Source organism: Bacillus sp. JH7 (genome assembly GCF_001563515.1).
Lineage (GTDB): Bacteria > Bacillota > Bacilli > Bacillales > Bacillaceae_G > Bacillus_A > Bacillus_A cereus.
Window position 1 is genome coordinate 1,964,312 of record NZ_LPUS01000001.1, and the last position, 17,555, is coordinate 1,981,866.

The window sequence follows — 17,555 nt, forward strand, 5'->3', positions numbered from 1 at the left end:
GGAGTGTGTGTAATGAAAGATTCGATTAAAGATACGTATGATAAATTAGCGAGTACATATAAAGAAAATCTAGATTTCGCAAATCCATATAACAGTTATTATGAAAGACCGGCGATGATGGAGCTTATTCCAAAGGAACTAGAAGGAAAAAAGATATTAGATGCTGGATGTGCAGCTGGATGGTATACTTCTCAATTCATAGGAAGAGGAGCAAATGTTACAGCAATTGATGTAAGTCCTGAAATGGTAAAAGCAGCAAAAGAAAATATAGGAGAAGAAGCGACGTTCCTTTGTCATGATCTGCAAGAAACATTGCCATTTGAAGATAATACGTATGATGTGATTGTAAGTTCATTAACTCTTCATTATATAGAAAATTGGAATCAAGTATTTCAAGAATTTCGTCGTGTATTGAAGCCAGGTGGAGAACTTATTTATTCTATTCATCATCCTTTTATGGATTTCACAAAGTTTCCATGTGAAAATTATTTTGAAAAACAGTTATTAATAGATACTTGGGTTAAACCGAATATTACTATTGAAGTCAAGTTTTTTAGAAGATCATTACAAGACATACTAAATGAAACTACAAATTATTTTGTATTAGAAGAGATAGTGGAACCGAAGGCAATTGAAAAAATGAAAGAAGTAAGCGAAAAATCATATCATTATTTAAATATGAATCCACATTTTCTTATCATAAAAGCAATCAATAAATAGCTAGTAAAATAACTTTGTTTTACTAGCTATTTACAGTTTTACATTACATATTAGGAGACTTTAAAATGAATACGAAACGAAATAGAGTAGTATATGCACTATTTACTATAGTTGTTATTATTTTAGGTCTTAGCTCAAGAAAGTTTGCTTTTACACTACCACATCTATTAAATGATTATTTAGGTGATGCATTATGGGCATTAATGATTTTCACTGGCTTTGGATTTTTGTTTCCTAAAACAGAGACGAAGAAGTTGGCTTTTATTAGTTTAATGTTTTGCTACGGGATTGAAGCGAGCCAATTGTATCATGCGGAATGGATAGATAGCATTCGTGCAACGACTTTGGGGGGACTCGTGTTGGGATACGTTTTTTTGTGGAGTGATGTAGTGGCTTATACAATTGGTGTTGGAGTGGGAATACTGTGTGAGGTTATTTTTCGGAAGAAATAAGAATTGTAAAAGGGGTATTTGTAAATGGAACAAGCACTGGAAATTGCAAAGCTTTGGTTTCGAAATGAACATGTCACAGCTACTGTAATGCAACCAAAAGTAGCGAAGGTTTTATGCAAGAATAAAGAGTACATTTTAAAGAGAACGGGATCGATAAAGCAACTTCTAGTTGAATTCGATGTTTTGAAGCAACTGTATGAAAAGGGAATTAAAGTACAGAGAGTAGTAAAGACAGAAAATGATGAACAATATGTATTATATAAAGAAAAATATTATTGCTTATATGAGTATGTTGCCGGAAGTGTTTTAGAAATAAAAGATACGAATAAGCTGGAAAGGCTAGCAAGTACAATTGGAGAAGAAATAGCTAATCTGCACAAAGCATTACATTCGGTGAATAGTGACCATGAGTTAATAAAAAGAGATTTATATAAAATGGTATTTGAATGGGCTATACCGATTTTAGAAAAGAATGAGTATGTTCATCGAGAGGTAATTCAAAAGATGGAGCGAATGCACGCAGCTTTCAAGGAAACGGTCCATTCATTACCGAGACAAATTATTCATCGTGATATGCATCTATCGAATGTAATCTTTAAAGATGATAAACTGGAAGGGTTTATAGATTTTGAGATTTTAGAAAATAATGTAAAAATATTTGATTTATGTTATTGCTGTACAAGTGTATTAAGCGAGCTATTTAGTAATGAAAGATTAAGAGGGAAATGGTTACATATCGTTAGCAAAGTCTTTGAAGGTTATTATAAACAAAATGATTTAACGAAAGAAGAACTAAAAGCTATTTGGTATGTTATGCTTTCAATTCAAATTATCTTTATTGCTTATTTTGTCCAGTTACCAGATTTATTAAAGTTAAATGAAGAAATGTTCTTCTGGATTTTTGCTAATAAGGAAGCTATTGAAGAAGTTATAGAATGTATCGTAAAGGTATGAAAAAAATAATATTAATTGGTTCTGGTGGTTCAGGAAAATCTACATTAGCAAGGCAGTTAGGAAATAAATTAAATATTAAGGTGCATCATCTTGATGCATTATTTTGGAAACCGAATTGGGAAGGTGTTCCGAGAGAAGAACAAATAACAGTTCAAAATAACTTAATTAAAGATGAGAAGTGGATTATTGATGGGAATTATGGCGGGACGATGGATATCAGACTGAATGCAGCTGATACAATTATCTTCCTTGATATTCATAGAACAATTTGTATTTATCGTGCTTTTAAAAGAATTATAAAATACCGGAATAAAACAAGGCCAGATATGGGCGCGGGATGTGAAGAAAGATTTGATTTGCAATTTTTTAAATGGATATGGAAATATCCTAATGCTAAACGACCTACAATTTTAAAAGGGTTAGAGCAATTGTCCGAAGAGAAAAAGGTTATTGTTTTAAAATCTCCAAATGAGGTTCGGAAATTTTTAGAGCACATATAATAATACAATGTGACACAACAATTCTTTTTGGATCTTACCGATTAGTTTAATTAAACTAATCGTTTTTTATTATGAAAAATTTAACGCTTTTTGAAAATTGTATTTTGTAATGAGTATATGACTATAAATTCATATAAAACGAACGTTTGGAGGAATAGAAAATGACTAATGATTTAATTCAAACAATCGATTCATTAATGGTAAATATTCCAGCTGGAGAGGTAGTATTAAGAGATGATCGAATAAAAAAAGAATGGCTAGTACAAATTCAACCATTTCTTCTTGCAAAGTATGCTGTAACAATCGAACTATATGATGCTATTACAAATAGTACATTAAATAATTTTGAAAAAAATCATAAACCAGTTGTAAATATTTCATGGAACGATGCCATTGCGTTTTGTAATGTACTTTCAAAAATAGCGGGATTAAAAGAATATTATTCTATTAGTGATGGTGGTCAAATTGTGAAATGTAATTTAGATTCGAATGGCTACCGATTACCATGTGAGGCAGAGTGGCAATATGCATGTAAAGCAAGTACAACCGGATATACATACGGGAAACTTCATGATATAGCGTGGTATAATGAAAATTCAAATGGACATATTCATGACGTTGGCCAAAAGGAACCGAATGCATGGGGACTCTATGATATGTTAGGGAACGTTTGGGAATGGTGCTATGATTTGTATGATGAAAAAGTGTATGGATCATACCGCATTTTTCGTGGAGGTAGTTGGGCTGAGGCAGTGAGAGGTTGTGGCGCTACTTGTCGTCGTCGAAGCCATCCTACATTTCATATAGATGATCTCGGTTTTAGACTTGCTAGATCAATTTAGTAGGAACATGATACGAACAACTAAGAAAAGAGTATGGAGAGAATCCGTACTTTTCCAACATAGAAATGATTTAACGTAAGGAGTGTTTATAATGGCGCGTTTTTTATTTATTAACGCTGGATCAGAAGGACATATAAATCCAACTTTGCCAGTTGTAGAAGAGTTGATTTCTCGCGGTGAAGAGGTCGTTTATTTTTCAATAGAAGCTTTTAGGGAACGAATTGAGAAGACAGGTGCTACTGTACGAACGATTGACGATCAAAAATTTATAAAAGCGTTTCTATCTGGAGGCAGAAATTATTTACAGGAAAGAATAAACGGTCTTCTACATACAGCAGATGTTGTTATACCTAGTGTTCTAGAACAAATTGAAGGTGAACATTTTGATTACATAATTCATGATTCTATGTTTGGCTGTGGGCACTTAATTGCTCAAATTCTTAAATTGCCATCTATAAATTCATGTACATCTTTTGCGCAGGATGAAAAATCTTTTGAGCAAATGTTAGGTCATCTGTCAAAAAATATCCCAGTAGAAATTCATGATAAAATACAGAATGATTTTCAAAACTTAACGAAGGGAATTGCTGAAAAATATGGTGTTGAAATAAAATCACCGTATGAAGTTTTCTGTAATCCTGCACCCCTTACTATTGTGTATACAATTAAGGAGTTCCAGCCTTTTGGTGATACGTTTGATGAAACATATAAATTTGTAGGACCATCTATCTCTGCACAAGTAAAAAACAGAGACGTTGATTTTACTTCAATTCAAGAAAAAAGTCCGATTTATATTTCATTAGGTACTGTTTTTAATGAAGCGATTGATTTTTATAAACTGTGTATGAAGGCCTTTGAGAATAGCGAGCATACAATTGTCATGTCTATTGGTAATAAAACAAAAATAAGTGATCTAGGCGAAATCCCTAAAAACTTCATTGTGAAAAACTATGTGCCTCAAACCGAACTGCTTACTTATACGAAACTATTTATTACACACGGCGGGATGAACAGTGTGCATGAAGGACTGTATAATGGGATTCCGCTCGTTGTAATACCGCAAAGTGCAGATCAGCCAGCAATCGCAAAGCAAGTGGAGAGTCTTGGAGCAGGAGTTCAATTACATATGAATGAATTAACCGTGGAGAAATTGCGTGAAAGTGTGGAGTTAGTTTTAAATAACCCTTCATATAAAGAGGCTGCTTTGAATTTGAAGGAATCATTCCGAACATCGGGTGGATATAAAGAAGCTGTTGATGAAATCTTTACATTTGTAGGTCAGTAATAAATATAAAGTTATACATGAAAAAAGTGTCTATATTAAATGATATAGACACTTTTCTGTTGTAAGAAGAGAAGAATTATTTAAATGGAAAAAATGAAAATACTAAATGTGAATTTTGAGAACTAAGTCTACAATTTCTGCTGCACACTTTTATTTTATCCCGTATTAACCGACCGTAAAACCCCAACTAATTAAAGTTTTACTTTATGATTTCAGGATGTGGTTTTATATGTTAGTAATAATTTCACTGTTTCTGCACAACTTCTGCACATGCTTAGGCGAGTTCTATGTCATGATATATTCATAAAGTGAAATATTTCACAAGGAAAAAATATATTTTCACTGCGGTGTATGCATAATTAACACATACATCGGTACAAGTTTGTCTCTTGTTATTCTTTTACATCAAAGCCCACATTCCACTACAAAGTATAACAAGAAGGGGACATGAACATGAATAATCGATTTTTAAAACAACTACAAAATATGAAAATGAACAAAAAAAGTTTAGGAGTTGTAGCATTAACAGCTGGAATTATTAGTACGACACTTATTCCTCAAAATGCTTATGCGCACGGTTTTGTTGAAAAGCCCGGTAGCCGATCCGCTTTATGTAGTCCAACTTATGGTGCGCTAAATGTAAACTGTGGAAGTGTTATGTATGAACCACAAAGTTTAGAAGCTCCAAAAGGATTCCCACAAGGTGGTCCAGTAGATGGACAAATTGCTTCAGCAGGCGGAAAATTTGGTGGTATTTTAGATCAACAAACAGCAAATCGTTGGTTTAAAAATACAATCACTGGTGGGGAAAATACATTTACTTGGAAGTATACTGCGCCTCACTTAACGAGTAAGTGGCATTACTATATTACTAAAAAAGGATGGAATCCAAATAAAGCGCTAACAAGAGCAGATTTCGAACCAATTGGAACTGTACAACATGATGGTTCTGCAGCTTCAAATAATTTAACTCATAAAATCAATGTACCTACTGATCGTAGTGGATATCATGTGATTTTAGCAGTATGGGATGTAGCTGATACAGCAAATGCATTCTATAATGTAATTGATGTTAATCTTATTAATGATGTGAAACCAGACATAGAAGCACCAAGTATTCCAAATGGACTTCAGACGCAAAAAGTAACAGCGAATAGTGTAGAACTAACATGGAACGCTTCTACGGATAATGTAGGGGTAAAAGGATATCAAATCTTCCGTAACGGAGAGATGATTGATACAGTACCAGGGACTCATTTTATTGATAAGAAGTTACAACCAAGTACAGAATACTCTTATACTGTAAAAGCAATTGACGCAGCTGGTAATGTATCGACAGAAAGTACAGCGCTTACAGTAAAAACGACAGTTGAGACTCCTGATACAGAAGCACCAACACAACCAAAAGGATTACATAGTATGGGAACGACAGCGTCAAGTGTGGATTTAATGTGGAGTCCATCTGACGATAATATTGGTGTAGACCATTATGATATTTATAGAGAAACAGAAGGATCAATGAAAAAGATTGCAACATCCAATACAACTTCTTATTTGGATAAAAATCTGCTCGCTAATACTACTTATAAATATGTAGTGAAAGCTGTTGATGTAGCTGGAAATGAATCCGTACAGAGTGATATATTCACAATTACTACAAAAACCGAAAGCGCTTCATATGAAGCGTGGGATGCAAAAAAAGCATATAAAAAGGGAGATAGAGTTCTACACGAAGGAAAAGTATATGAAGCAGTCCAGAGTTATCAAGGAAATGGTGATCCAAACTGGATTTATGCATTATCATTATGGAAAACAGTGTAAGCTTTACTTAGGTATGAACTAAGAGATGATGGGCTTTGATGCAAAAGGTAATCTTGAGAATTCACTTTTCTATTAATAAAAAAGGGTAGTGTATGAATACATAAGATTCATATACTACCCTTTTTATTATGATAACATTTTCGTCATAAGTATGTGCGGAATGCCATCTTCCATAAATATATCAGAAGAAGTTTCATAGTCTAATTTTTTATAAAATCCTTCAGCTTGTGTTTGACCGTGTAGTTTCACTTTCGTAACTTGTTCGTTACGAGCAAGTTCTTCTAACGTTTGAATGATGACTTTACCTAATCCGTATGTACGATAATCTTTTAAAATACAAATACGTTCTAATTTTCCGACACCATCAACAAATCGTATACGACCTGTGCCTACAGGAAGTTCATGATAATAAACTAAAATATGTTTATATTGCTCTCCGATTTCATCGAATGTATCGAATTCATCTGCAAGAGGGACACCTTGTTCTTTTACAAATACTTCTTTTCGAATATGAAAGGCAGTTTCTAAATCAGCAAGTTCTGTTATAAGTTTGGATTGCAAAATGTTCAGTCCTTTCTAGTGTAATCAGTTTGCGTTTTCCTAGTATATCATAATAAAGCACTATTAAGAGAAGAAGAACATACTAAAAAGCCAACTTTAAAAAGTTAGCTTTTATTACAATTTCTTTATCCCATTTTTAGTACCAATAATTGCTGTACTCGTCATACTTATAAACAACCCTGTTTCAACTACACCAGTAATCATTTTTAATTGGGTGTGTAAATGGGCAGGATTAGAAATATGATTAGGGAATATACAATCGATAATCATGTTATTGTTATCGGTTATATAAGTTTCATCATTTTTCAAACGTAATGTGGTTTGACACCCTAAAGACTGAATTTTATTTTCGGTTTGTTTCCATGAAAAAGGGATGATTTCAACAGGTAATGGAAAATTACCTAAATGTGTTACAAATTTCGATTCATCAGCAATGATAATTAGTTCTTTAGAGGAAGAGGCAACGATTTTTTCACGAAGTAATGCACCACCACCGCCTTTTATAAGTTGTAAATTTGAATCAATTTCATCCGCTCCATCAATTGTAAGATCAAGGCTTTGTACGTCGTTTAACGAAATTAGGGGGATATTTAGTTGCTGTGCTAATGCTTCAGTTTCCTTTGATGTCGGTACAGCTTGAAATGATAATCCTTCTTTTACACGTTCACCTAATTTTTGTATTGTCCAATATACAGTAGAACCTGTACCAAGCCCAATTTTCATGCCATCATTTACAAAGTTAGCAGCATATTCGCCAGCGAGCTGTTTTAAATTCATCACTTTACTCCGCCGGGCGTGGCCCAGCATCAAGACCTGAATTTTCAACTGTAAGTACCGGACGAACGACTATATCTTTATGTACACGCATTTGACAAGATAATCGTAAATGATCTTCAATTCCTTTTTCCGTCATTGCATGTTTCTCATTCGCACTCGCTTCACAGAAATCACCTGCTAGTATTTCTACTCTACAAGTTGTACAACGTGCATTCCCGCCGCAACGATGAAGAATGTTGACACCGCTATCCTCAATTGCTAATACTAACTTTGTTCCTTCTTTCACATCAAAAGTTCCCGTACCTTCAATTGTTAATTTTGGCAAATTTGTTCCTCCTCACGTAAAATTGTACATAACATATTTATGACCGCGAATTATTGAACATAAACATTATTTTTTTATATCCCCGTAACTTTTTTTAATGTTGAATCGTTTATTAAGTAAGCGCTGAAAAGGAGTGGTTATTTTGTGCACAAAAGTAACTCATGTTTTAAAGAATCATATCGATATGAATCATTCAAATATAAACTTTTTAATTGAACAATATGGAGAGTTAAAAAGATACTGTACTTTTTTAACGAAAAACAAATGGGATGGGGAAGATCTCGCCCAAGAAACAGTGTGTAAAGTGCTTCAAAAATATAGAAATAAAGATATTTGTATGACACTCGTCTATAAAATAGCAAGAAATCGTTGGTTAGATCAGATGAAGTCTAAGTCTGTTCATGAAAAAATAAGAGAACAAATCACATTTGAAGAACCACATGAGAACATTGCAGATTTGCATGAAATGGTAGGGAAAGTATTGTCTTCATTAAATGTACAGCAATCCGCAATTTTATTATTAAAAGATGTTTTTCAATATAGTATCGCTGATATTGCTAAAGTGTGTTCTGTATCAGAAGGTGCAGTGAAAGCTTCTTTATTTCGGAGTAGAAATAGGCTGAAAACTGTAAGTGAAGAAGGGATTGAGATAGTCGAATTCACAGAGGATATTGAAGTTGTTGTAACATCTATTCGTGAGGAAAGACCGGAATTATTAACGAAGCTTCTTCCGACAATAGATTTTACTAAGTTACCATCTAAACAGCCAGTCTTATTATTTAATGTGAAAAACCCTTCTTCCTACAGTTATATGCTTTACGCAGCATAACAAGTATTGGAGGGATTTAAAATGAATGCAATTCCATATGTAGTAGAACAAACAAAATTAGGAGAACGTTCCTATGATATATATTCAAGGTTATTAAAAGATCGCATTATTATTATCGGCTCAGAAATTAATGATCAAGTAGCGAGTAGTGTCGTAGCCCAATTATTATTTTTAGAAGCAGAAGATGCAGAGAAAGATATATTCTTATACATCAATAGCCCTGGCGGTTCAACGACAGCAGGTTTTGCAATATTAGATGCGATGAATTTAATTAAACCAGATGTGCAAACGCTATGCATGGGCTTTGCGGCATCATTCGGTGCATTGTTATTATTATCAGGAGCAAAAGGAAAACGGTTTGCTCTCCCTAACAGTGAAATTATGATTCATCAGCCGCTTGGTGGTGCACAAGGGCAAGCAACAGAAATTGAAATAACTGCGAAAAGAATATTAAAGTTAAAGCATGATATTAATAAAATGATTGCAGAAAAAACGGGGCAACCGATTGAAAGAGTAGCACATGATACAGAAAGAGATTATTTTATGACTGCAGAAGAAGCGAAGGCATATGGGATTGTAGATAACGTTGTTACGAAAAAATAAGTTAAAAACAGGCTAGAGGATATGCTAACCCTCTAGCCTATTTTTATTAATCTTTTATCCATTCATCAACTAGCGCTTGATTCTTCTTAATCCATTTTCGCGCCGCTTCTTCGGGATCTTTCGTTTTATTTAACTCGACCATTAATGTACCAAGCTGTTCATCGTTCATCTTCCATTTGTCAAAGTATTTTATGATATCCGGATGGTCTTTTTCGAAACCTTTACGAACAGAGTAATAAATGTCATCTTTTTCACCATATACTTTCTTAGGGTCTTTTAAATATTTTAAGTCAAATTCTGAAAAGCCCCAATGCGGATTCCAAAGCGTAACAGCGATTGGTTTCTTTTTCGTATATGCTTTCTTTAGTTCACTCATCATCGCAGCTTCAGAGGATTGGACAAGTTTTAGTTTTATATCATATTCTTTCATTGCTTTATTCGTTAAATTCATAAGACTACTACCGGGTTCGATACCGACAATTTTATTCTCTAGTTCATCTTTATGAGCATTTAAATCTTCGATACTGTTTATGTTTTTCATATAAGAAGGGACGACTAAACCTAGTCCAGTACCTTCGTACCATTTTGATTTTAAGACAATATCATCTTTATAACGATCGTTTAGCGGTTTATCTGTAACTGGTAGCCATACTTCTAAATTCGCATCAACATCACCACGAGCGACACCAGTCCAAATTGCGGCTTTTTCTAAATACATGAGCTCAACTTTGTAGCCTTTTTCTTCTAATAAAACTTTCCACATGTTTGCGGTTGCAATATTTTCTTTCCAACTTGTTACACCAAGTTTAATTTTTCCTTTCGAATTTGCATTTGTTGCATTACATGAAGTGAAAATCATAGTAATAAATAATGCAAGGCATATAAACCAAATTTTCTTTCGCATCGAAAACCTCCTAAGTAACGTTTGCCTTATAAAATAAATGTATAAGTAAGCATTCTTATTATGAACGGAAACGAGAATTTTAAAGAAATCTTATGAATGTCATTTTTATGTAATATTTCTTTGTAAAATCGCAACACTATGTGAATAGATGGGTAGAAAAGGAGTAGTGACATGGATAATACAAAGGTGCGTGTTGAAAACGTAACAAAAGTATTCGGGAAACATCCGCAAAGGGCCCTTTCCTTATTAAAAGAAGGAAAAAGTAAATCGGAAATTTTAAAAGAGACAGGAATGAACGTTGGGGTGAAAAAAGCAACGTTTGAAGTTTACTCTGGAGAGATTTTCGTTATTATGGGTTTGTCTGGTAGCGGGAAATCTACGCTAGTTCGTATGTTAAATCAATTGATTAAACCAACTGCAGGTCATATATACATAGATGGTGAAGACATCGCAACGATGGGAAAAGAAGAGTTACGGAGAGTAAGAAGAACGAAAATGAGTATGGTATTTCAGAAATTCGCTCTATTTCCGCATCGTACAGTTATACAAAATGTTGCATATGGTTTAGAAATACAAGGAGTTCCGGTTGAAGAGCGAGAGAAAAAAGCGTTAGAATCGCTACAGTTAGTAGGACTCGATCATCATAAAGATAATTACCCAAGTCAACTTAGTGGTGGTATGCAACAGCGCGTTGGAATCGCAAGGGCACTAACGAATAATCCAGATGTATTACTAATGGACGAGTCATTCAGTGCATTAGATCCACTTATTCGAAAAGAAATGCAAGATGAATTGTTAGAGTTACAAGATAAAATGGAAAAAACGATTATATTTATTACGCATGATTTAGACGAAGCGCTTCGAATTGGAGATCGTATCGCATTAATGAAAGATGGAGAAATCGTCCAAATTGGAACACCAGAAGAAATTATGATGAGCCCCGCTAATGAATTTGTAGAAAAGTTTGTTGCGGATGTGAATTTAGGAAAAGTAATTACGGCGGAGTCTATTTTAAAACGACCAGAAACTTTATTAATTGATCGTGGACCTCGTGTAGCCCTTCAAATTATGAGGAATGCAGGTGTTTCAACTGTATATGTTGTAAACAAAAAGTATGAGTTTTTAGGTATATTAACTGCGGATGATGCGAGTAAAGCAGTACAAAAACAGTGGCCGATTGCTGATTTATTACTTAATGATATTCCGCATGTGTATTTGGATACTTTACTGGAAGAGACATATGCAAAAATGGCAGAGATGAAATATCCGTTACCAGTAATCGATGAGAAGAAAAGGCTAAGAGGAATTATTAAACGTGAAAGTGTCATTCAAGCTCTTGCAGGAAACATTGAGGAAGAGGTGAAAGACGATGAATAGTATACCGCGGATTCCATTAGGGGAATGGGTCGACTCATTTGTTGCAAGTTTATATGAGCACTTTGAAGGCTTATTCCGAGGATTCTCTTATATTATTGGCGGATTTGTTGATTTACTCACTAATTTTTTAACAATAATACCCGCCATATTGATGATTATTATCTTATGTTTCCTCATTTGGTACACAACGAGGAAATTATCTTTAGTCATTTTTACGCTTATTGGATTATTATTTATTTTGAATATTAACTACTGGGCACAAACGATGCAAACATTGGCACTCGTACTTACGTCTGTTATTATTTCAATTATTGTCGGAATTCCAATTGGTATATTAGCATCTCAAAATGAACGTTTCTCAAAATTTTTAAAACCAACATTAGATTTTATGCAAACAATGCCTGCATTCGTATACCTTATTCCAGCGATTACATTTTTCGGAGTAGGTGTAGTACCTGGAATTATTGCATCAGTAATCTTTGCAATGCCACCGACAATTCGTTTTACTGACTTAGGAATTAGACAAGTTCCAGAAGATTTAATTGAAGCAGCGAATGCATTTGGATCCACAGCATCACAAAAACTATTTAAAGTACAATTACCACTTGCAACCGGAACGATTATGGCTGGTGTGAACCAAAGCATTATGCTTTCGTTATCGATGGTTGTAACAGCATCACTTGTAGGAGCTCCAGGACTTGGAGTTGATGTATATCGCTCTGTAACACAAGTTAATATCGGAATGGGATTTGAAGCTGGATTAGCTATCGTAGTAATCGCAATTATATTAGATCGAATTACACAAGGGTTCCATACGAAAAGAAAATAATGAATAAAAAACACACTTTTATAATACAAAGTGTGTTTTTTATTGCATCCAGATCACATACGAACGATAACAGAACCTCCAGCTGGTGCACAAACTTGGTTTTTTTGTTGTTCCATTGATTTAATTAATTGATTATTTTCCTCGATTAATGAGATTAATTTAGTTAATTGATTTTCAAGACTTGCAATACGCTGCATCATATATTGTGAATCATGATGCAATGTATTCCTTGCGGGATGAGGGGAATAAACATACTGTTGATTTATATTTGGATTCCAATGAGGATACATTTGAATCGTTCCTCCTTCAATAAATTACGAAGCTTTCTTATAGTAAATGCCTATGTATAATTAATAGTTACTTGAAAATTTTCCAATATAAAAGGAGTATGTACAGAAAATGGAAAATATTATATGTGAAGTTACAGTACATTTTTTGGAAATATTTAAGCGAGATAGTGCGTATATTAATACATTCAAGTAAATGTATGTTATTTAGGGAGAAATGGTGGGAGGAGATGTGATTTTGGCTAAAAATAAAAAAAGAAATGATGCTTTGGCAATAGGTGTCGGTATAGGGGTTGTAATTGGTGTATTTCAAGGGCACTTTACAAATAATTTAGTAATAGGAATTGTAATTGGGATTATAATTGTGATTGCGTTTTTGAAGAAATAATGAGATGTAAATTCATTTCAAAAATTGTTGTATCAAAAGAATGAAAATTCGGAATACGAAACCTGTTTTTCCTTTTTTTGTGATATTATATATGAAAAGGAAAGTGATGGATATGTCAACAAACAATCAAATAGAACAAAACTGTTTCATTTGCAAAAAACATATAGGAAATATTATAGTTCCAGGTGGAGCTATTTACGAAGATGAACTCGTTTACGTTGGACATGTCCACTGGGATAGTGAAGAAACATACCTGGGTTATGTAATGATAGATATAAAAAGACATGTACCTGGCCTTGCTGAACTAACAGATGAAGAAGCGAAAGCGTTCGGACTTATAACAAGTAGAGTAAGTAAAGCGCTAAAAGAAAGCGAAGGTGCAGAGCATATTTACACTTTTGTTTCAGGAAATGGTGTACCACATATGCATATGCACATTATTCCGCGTTATCCGAATACACCAAAAGAGTTTTGGTCACCAACCGAGATAGCGAAATGGACTGGCGCACCATATGGTGACGAAGAGAAAATAAAAAAACTATGTGAAAGAATACGAAAGTATATGGTAAATGAGTATGCATACAACAAATAATACACAATATTCATGGGTTGGAAATATAGAAATGTGTTTAGGAGAAATTTCAGTTAAACAATATGGTGATATTGTACTTGGTAAATATGGCGGGAATAAAAGTGCTGGAGCGAAAAAGAATGAAGATGGTGCATTAGTTTGGTCAAATGGTGAATGGGAATTTGCAGCTATATTAGATGGACATAATAGTGCAGAAAGTGTTGATTTAGTAGTAAATACAATCGAAAAAGAATATGAAAATATAAAAGTAATTTTGAATGAACCAATTAATACAGTGTTTCAATCTGTTGAAAATCATATACTGACAATTTTTCAGGCATCTTCATTTAAGGAAAAGTGCAAAAAAATTAAAGGTGAAACAGCTTGCTTACTATGTGTAAGGAAAGAAAATTATATATGGTGGCTTTCTATCGGTGATTGTTTAGTGTATGTATTTCATGAAGAGTTACATAAGTTAGGACAATATGCATTAAATCAACGTCATTTTTACGAATGGATTGGAAATGTAAACACATTTGATTTACCTGTTCCTTGCTATTCATCAGGTATTCGTGAATTACGTACTGGAAAGAACCGAATTGTAATGGTGACAGATGGAGTATTAGAATGCGGGGAACGCCGATATGAAATACCTGTAAATTTGTATAATGCTATGAACAGAAATGATAAAACACTTAAAGAAAATATTCACAATGTTTTAGAACACGTACATCATCAGTTGGGACGTGATAGTGCGACAATTATTAGTTGGGACGTAGAAAATAAAAGGAATGCTACGTATCCGAGTGATCAGCCGGAGAAAATGAAAGTAAGAAAATAAAAGGATAGTTTTTTGTCAATTAGAAAAATAACTCTATTAATTTTATGAGTACTATCTACATTCATTTTGAAAAAATAGCAAGAAAAAGGTTATACATCCCGAAGAAAAGGATGGGAAATAGATTGTTGTTGTACAATACATAAAACATGTCTTGATAAAACTACTACTAAAGAAGTAAGCATAAAGAAAATGAAGATATTATCGAAACATTAAAAAATTATATAGTCCACTTTGTTACGAAAACATAATTAATTTAATAGGAGGGAATGCAATGGGCAACTCTACTATTTGGATTATAGTTATTAGTATGATAATTGGAGGATATTTTTTAGAAAAGTTTTTAAGGAAAAAATTAAATATGCCAAAGGGGAATGTTTGGATATATAAACATATAAATGGTTTACATGTAAAATTAGAAATAGGTCTTTTTATCATATATCTTATAGTAAGTTTTATTTATCTGTTCAAAGTAGAAAATGCTAATATAGGAATTGCTGTACTTACTTATTTTGGAGCAATTTCCTTATTACGCGTATGGATGGAATGGAAGTATAACAGAGAAACAAAGGAATATATTCTTTCTATAATTGGATTCTTTGCATTTGTTTTTATGGTTTCAATGTTACTTTATTTTGATCCTCTTTCTACATATTAATATCGTTTTGTTTTTTTATGATGAATATTTAAAAAGAGTAGCTACCATTATTTATCTTGATAGTTACTCTTTTTATTTACAACTTCCTAAAACTCCTCAAAACAAGATATTCCCACAATCTCCAAGGAAGAATCTTCTTCGCAAAGATCATAAATTTCACACCTTTACCGATTGGATATCGTAAATTTGTACGCTTAGATTCAGCAATTTCTACAATTTTATTAGCAACATCTATCGGATTACCAAATGTATCACTGCCGCTATTAATATGTTTTTGTATTTTATCCATATACTCTTTGTAAGGAGATGTTGTATCAGATTGGTTTTCAGCGAGTTGTTTCCCAACCTCCCATATGTTTGTGTTATAAGAACCTGGTTCAATTAAAGCAACATCTATTCCGAAAGGTTTTCCTTCTAAGCGAAGTGATTCACTCCAGCCTTCTAATGCATATTTTGAAGATACATAAGGAGATAAACCAGGGAATCCAACTTGGCCGCTAATGCTGCTAATATTAATGATTTTTCCACTTCTTTGTTTTCTCATATACGGTAAGACAAGCTGAGTAATTGATATAGCCCCAAATAGGTTCGTTTCAAATTGTTTGCGGTATTCCTCTACTGGAATTTCTTCTACAAAGCCCCCATTTGCATATCCTGCGTTATTAATAAGTAGGTCTACTCTGTTTATTTCTTTTATATATAATTGAAAGTTATGTATAGAATTTTGATCTGTTACATCTAATTGTTGAACTTTTATATTTTGCTGTAAGTTGAGTTCAGTAACTTGAGATAGTAAGGTTCCTTGTTTTTCTAGGTTTCGCATTGTAGCAATGACTAAATAGTCTTTTTTCGCAAGTTCAAGCGTTGCTAATAGGCCGAATCCACTTGAAGCCCCAGTAATAATTGCAATTTTTTTATTCATTGTCGGCTCGCTTTCTTTTTCTTTTATCATAACGAGATATAAAGGTAAAAGCTATTTATTGTATAAAGATATTTGTTATAATTGAAAATAATTATCAATTGATTGTAATTTGTATATAAAAGGAGTGTGGATTTCATGAAGACTAACAGTTTTCATGATATTTTTAGTAAATATTTTCATGGGTTACAAGTTGTAGAAGAAAGATATATGTATGTGCCAAAAACAATAGGTATGGGTGAAGTGCGAAGGTGGAGCTCGTTTTCTGGAATGGAAATAGTGCTATCAAATTACCAGTTTCATAAAAACCATCGCATTCAATTTGCATCGGATGCAGCAATGGTGGAACTTAATTTTTGTTTACAAGGATCCGGGGAAGTACAAGTTGGTTACTCTACAAATAAATTAATGGCTGGGAATAGCTATTTATATTTTATGAATGACTTTGAAGTTCTATTTGAATATGAAAAAGAAACTCCACTATATTCATTAGCAATTGGAATTCCTGTACAGTTGTTTAATCATTTCATGCTAAATTGTGCTATTGAAAAAAGTCATGATTTTCATACTATAATAGGAAATCAATCTTTTAAAAAGTTTCAAACCCCCATTGATGCCCTAACATCTAATATTATTAAGAGAATGTTAGAGAATCCCCAAAAGGATCGTATTAATCAACTCGAAATAGAAAGTAAAGCGCTCGAATTGCTTTCTATATACTTTGGGAAAGTATTACTGAATGATCGTGATGCAAATAAAAGGAGCCAATTATCCAAAAAGGATTTAAATAAAATAAAACAAGCTGAAGAAATTTTACTTCAAAGAATGGAGTCACCCCCATCATTATTAGAATTAGCTAAAATAGTAGGATTAAATGATTATAAATTAAAAATTGGTTTTAAAGAATTATTTGGCACGTCCACATTTGCATATTTAAGAGAACAGCGAATGGAAAGAGCAATGCTTTTATTGCGTTCGGGAACTAGTAATGTGACCGAAACGGCAGTTGCTGTTGGATACAATAATATTAGTCATTTTTCAGAGTCATTTAAAAAGAAATATGGAATGAAACCTTCTGAAATTTTGCGTATGTATTAAAAATCCGTTATACCGTA

The 17,555-nt window shown here is 33.2% G+C and carries 22 protein-coding genes; 16 read left to right on the forward strand and 6 right to left on the reverse strand.

All coding sequences use genetic code 11. The features are described from left to right. Positions 1-12: 12 nt before the first annotated feature. The 7 genes from AU379_RS09960 (at position 13) to AU379_RS09990 (ending at position 6,574) form a co-directional block, all read left to right on the forward strand. A complete protein-coding gene (locus AU379_RS09960; RefSeq protein ID WP_000655256.1) occupies positions 13-720 on the forward strand; it encodes a class I SAM-dependent methyltransferase in 708 nt (235 codons plus the stop codon). Between the two features lie 65 nt (positions 721-785). Beyond that, positions 786-1,172: a DUF2809 domain-containing protein gene (locus tag AU379_RS09965; RefSeq protein ID WP_061139186.1), complete on the forward strand. Its 387-nt coding sequence runs from the start codon at positions 786-788 to the stop codon at positions 1,170-1,172. A 24-nt stretch (positions 1,173-1,196) separates the two neighbouring features. Next, on the forward strand, positions 1,197-2,126 hold the full coding sequence (locus tag AU379_RS09970) for a phosphotransferase (protein WP_000434098.1): 930 nt from the start codon (positions 1,197-1,199) through the stop codon (positions 2,124-2,126). Beyond that, the gene (locus AU379_RS09975) at positions 2,123-2,626 is read left to right on the forward strand and encodes a DNA topology modulation protein (protein ID WP_058839821.1); all 504 of its coding nucleotides are present in this window, start codon (positions 2,123-2,125) and stop codon (positions 2,624-2,626) included. Before AU379_RS09970 ends, AU379_RS09975 begins: the two co-directional genes overlap by 4 nt. Before the next feature lie 161 nt (positions 2,627-2,787). Next, on the forward strand, positions 2,788-3,468 hold the full coding sequence (locus AU379_RS09980) for an SUMF1/EgtB/PvdO family nonheme iron enzyme (RefSeq protein WP_061139187.1): 681 nt from the start codon (positions 2,788-2,790) through the stop codon (positions 3,466-3,468). Positions 3,469-3,559: 91 nt separating this feature from the next. Further along, complete coding sequence (locus tag AU379_RS09985; protein ID WP_061139188.1) at positions 3,560-4,753, forward strand: macrolide family glycosyltransferase; 1,194 nt, start codon at positions 3,560-3,562, stop codon at positions 4,751-4,753. Between the two features lie 453 nt (positions 4,754-5,206). Next, positions 5,207-6,574, forward strand: a complete 1,368-nt coding sequence (locus AU379_RS09990) for a lytic polysaccharide monooxygenase (protein WP_001065164.1) — start codon at positions 5,207-5,209, stop codon at positions 6,572-6,574. Between the two features lie 126 nt (positions 6,575-6,700). Here AU379_RS09990 and AU379_RS09995 read toward each other — a convergent pair whose 3' ends face one another. From AU379_RS09995 to AU379_RS10005, 3 genes are all read right to left on the reverse strand, one after another. After that, the gene (locus tag AU379_RS09995) at positions 6,701-7,135 is read right to left on the reverse strand and encodes a GNAT family N-acetyltransferase (RefSeq protein WP_061139189.1); all 435 of its coding nucleotides are present in this window, start codon (positions 7,133-7,135) and stop codon (positions 6,701-6,703) included. A gap of 114 nt (positions 7,136-7,249) precedes the next feature. Next, on the reverse strand, positions 7,250-7,912 hold the full coding sequence (rpiA, locus tag AU379_RS10000) for a ribose 5-phosphate isomerase A (protein ID WP_001049987.1): 663 nt from the start codon (positions 7,910-7,912) through the stop codon (positions 7,250-7,252). A 4-nt stretch (positions 7,913-7,916) separates the two neighbouring features. Further along, entirely contained in the window at positions 7,917-8,237 is a 321-nt protein-coding gene (locus AU379_RS10005) for a 2Fe-2S iron-sulfur cluster-binding protein (protein ID WP_001125395.1), read from the reverse strand. Between the two features lie 142 nt (positions 8,238-8,379). Between AU379_RS10005 and AU379_RS10010 the strand changes: the two genes are divergently transcribed. Then, positions 8,380-9,066, forward strand: a complete 687-nt coding sequence (locus AU379_RS10010) for an RNA polymerase subunit sigma-70 (RefSeq protein WP_000337516.1) — start codon at positions 8,380-8,382, stop codon at positions 9,064-9,066. Positions 9,067-9,087: 21 nt separating this feature from the next. Beyond that, complete coding sequence (gene clpP, locus AU379_RS10015) at positions 9,088-9,669, forward strand: ATP-dependent Clp endopeptidase proteolytic subunit ClpP (protein WP_061139190.1); 582 nt, start codon at positions 9,088-9,090, stop codon at positions 9,667-9,669. 46 nt (positions 9,670-9,715) lie between these two features. Here clpP and AU379_RS10020 read toward each other — a convergent pair whose 3' ends face one another. Next, entirely contained in the window at positions 9,716-10,573 is an 858-nt protein-coding gene (locus tag AU379_RS10020; RefSeq protein WP_001227619.1) for a glycine betaine ABC transporter substrate-binding protein, read from the reverse strand. 171 nt (positions 10,574-10,744) lie between these two features. On the opposite strand from AU379_RS10020, the gene AU379_RS10025 reads away from it, so the two are divergent. Together AU379_RS10025 and AU379_RS10030 are read left to right on the forward strand one after the other, a co-directional pair. After that, positions 10,745-11,950 (forward strand): glycine betaine/L-proline ABC transporter ATP-binding protein, encoded by a 1,206-nt coding sequence (locus AU379_RS10025; RefSeq protein WP_000370606.1) that lies wholly within the window; start codon positions 10,745-10,747, stop codon positions 11,948-11,950. Continuing rightward, positions 11,943-12,779, forward strand: a complete 837-nt coding sequence (locus AU379_RS10030) for a proline/glycine betaine ABC transporter permease (RefSeq protein ID WP_001084760.1) — start codon at positions 11,943-11,945, stop codon at positions 12,777-12,779. The genes AU379_RS10025 and AU379_RS10030 overlap by 8 nt, the downstream gene beginning before the upstream one ends. A gap of 53 nt (positions 12,780-12,832) precedes the next feature. On the opposite strand, the gene AU379_RS30230 is transcribed toward AU379_RS10030, so the two are convergent. Then, a complete protein-coding gene (locus tag AU379_RS30230; protein WP_000283222.1) occupies positions 12,833-13,069 on the reverse strand; it encodes a hypothetical protein in 237 nt (78 codons plus the stop codon). 217 nt (positions 13,070-13,286) lie between these two features. Here AU379_RS30230 and AU379_RS10040 point away from each other — a divergent pair, with 217 nt between their 5' ends. The 4 genes from AU379_RS10040 (at position 13,287) to AU379_RS10055 (ending at position 15,521) form a co-directional block, all read left to right on the forward strand. Next, positions 13,287-13,454, forward strand: a complete 168-nt coding sequence (locus AU379_RS10040) for a hypothetical protein (RefSeq protein WP_002196584.1) — start codon at positions 13,287-13,289, stop codon at positions 13,452-13,454. A gap of 91 nt (positions 13,455-13,545) precedes the next feature. Continuing rightward, on the forward strand, positions 13,546-14,046 hold the full coding sequence (locus tag AU379_RS10045; protein ID WP_002005170.1) for an HIT family protein: 501 nt from the start codon (positions 13,546-13,548) through the stop codon (positions 14,044-14,046). Then, entirely contained in the window at positions 14,030-14,866 is an 837-nt protein-coding gene (locus tag AU379_RS10050) for a PP2C family serine/threonine-protein phosphatase (protein WP_069604802.1), read from the forward strand. Before AU379_RS10045 ends, AU379_RS10050 begins: the two co-directional genes overlap by 17 nt. A gap of 271 nt (positions 14,867-15,137) precedes the next feature. Then, a complete protein-coding gene (locus AU379_RS10055) occupies positions 15,138-15,521 on the forward strand; it encodes a DUF4181 domain-containing protein (RefSeq protein ID WP_000528450.1) in 384 nt (127 codons plus the stop codon). A 76-nt stretch (positions 15,522-15,597) separates the two neighbouring features. Here AU379_RS10055 and AU379_RS10060 read toward each other — a convergent pair whose 3' ends face one another. Continuing rightward, entirely contained in the window at positions 15,598-16,443 is an 846-nt protein-coding gene (locus tag AU379_RS10060; RefSeq protein ID WP_061139191.1) for an oxidoreductase, read from the reverse strand. A gap of 135 nt (positions 16,444-16,578) precedes the next feature. Here AU379_RS10060 and AU379_RS10065 point away from each other — a divergent pair, with 135 nt between their 5' ends. Next, positions 16,579-17,538 carry an AraC family transcriptional regulator gene (locus AU379_RS10065; protein WP_000856359.1) on the forward strand — a complete coding sequence of 320 codons (960 nt, stop codon included), beginning with the start codon at positions 16,579-16,581 and terminating at the stop codon, positions 17,536-17,538. Positions 17,539-17,555 lie beyond the last annotated feature (17 nt).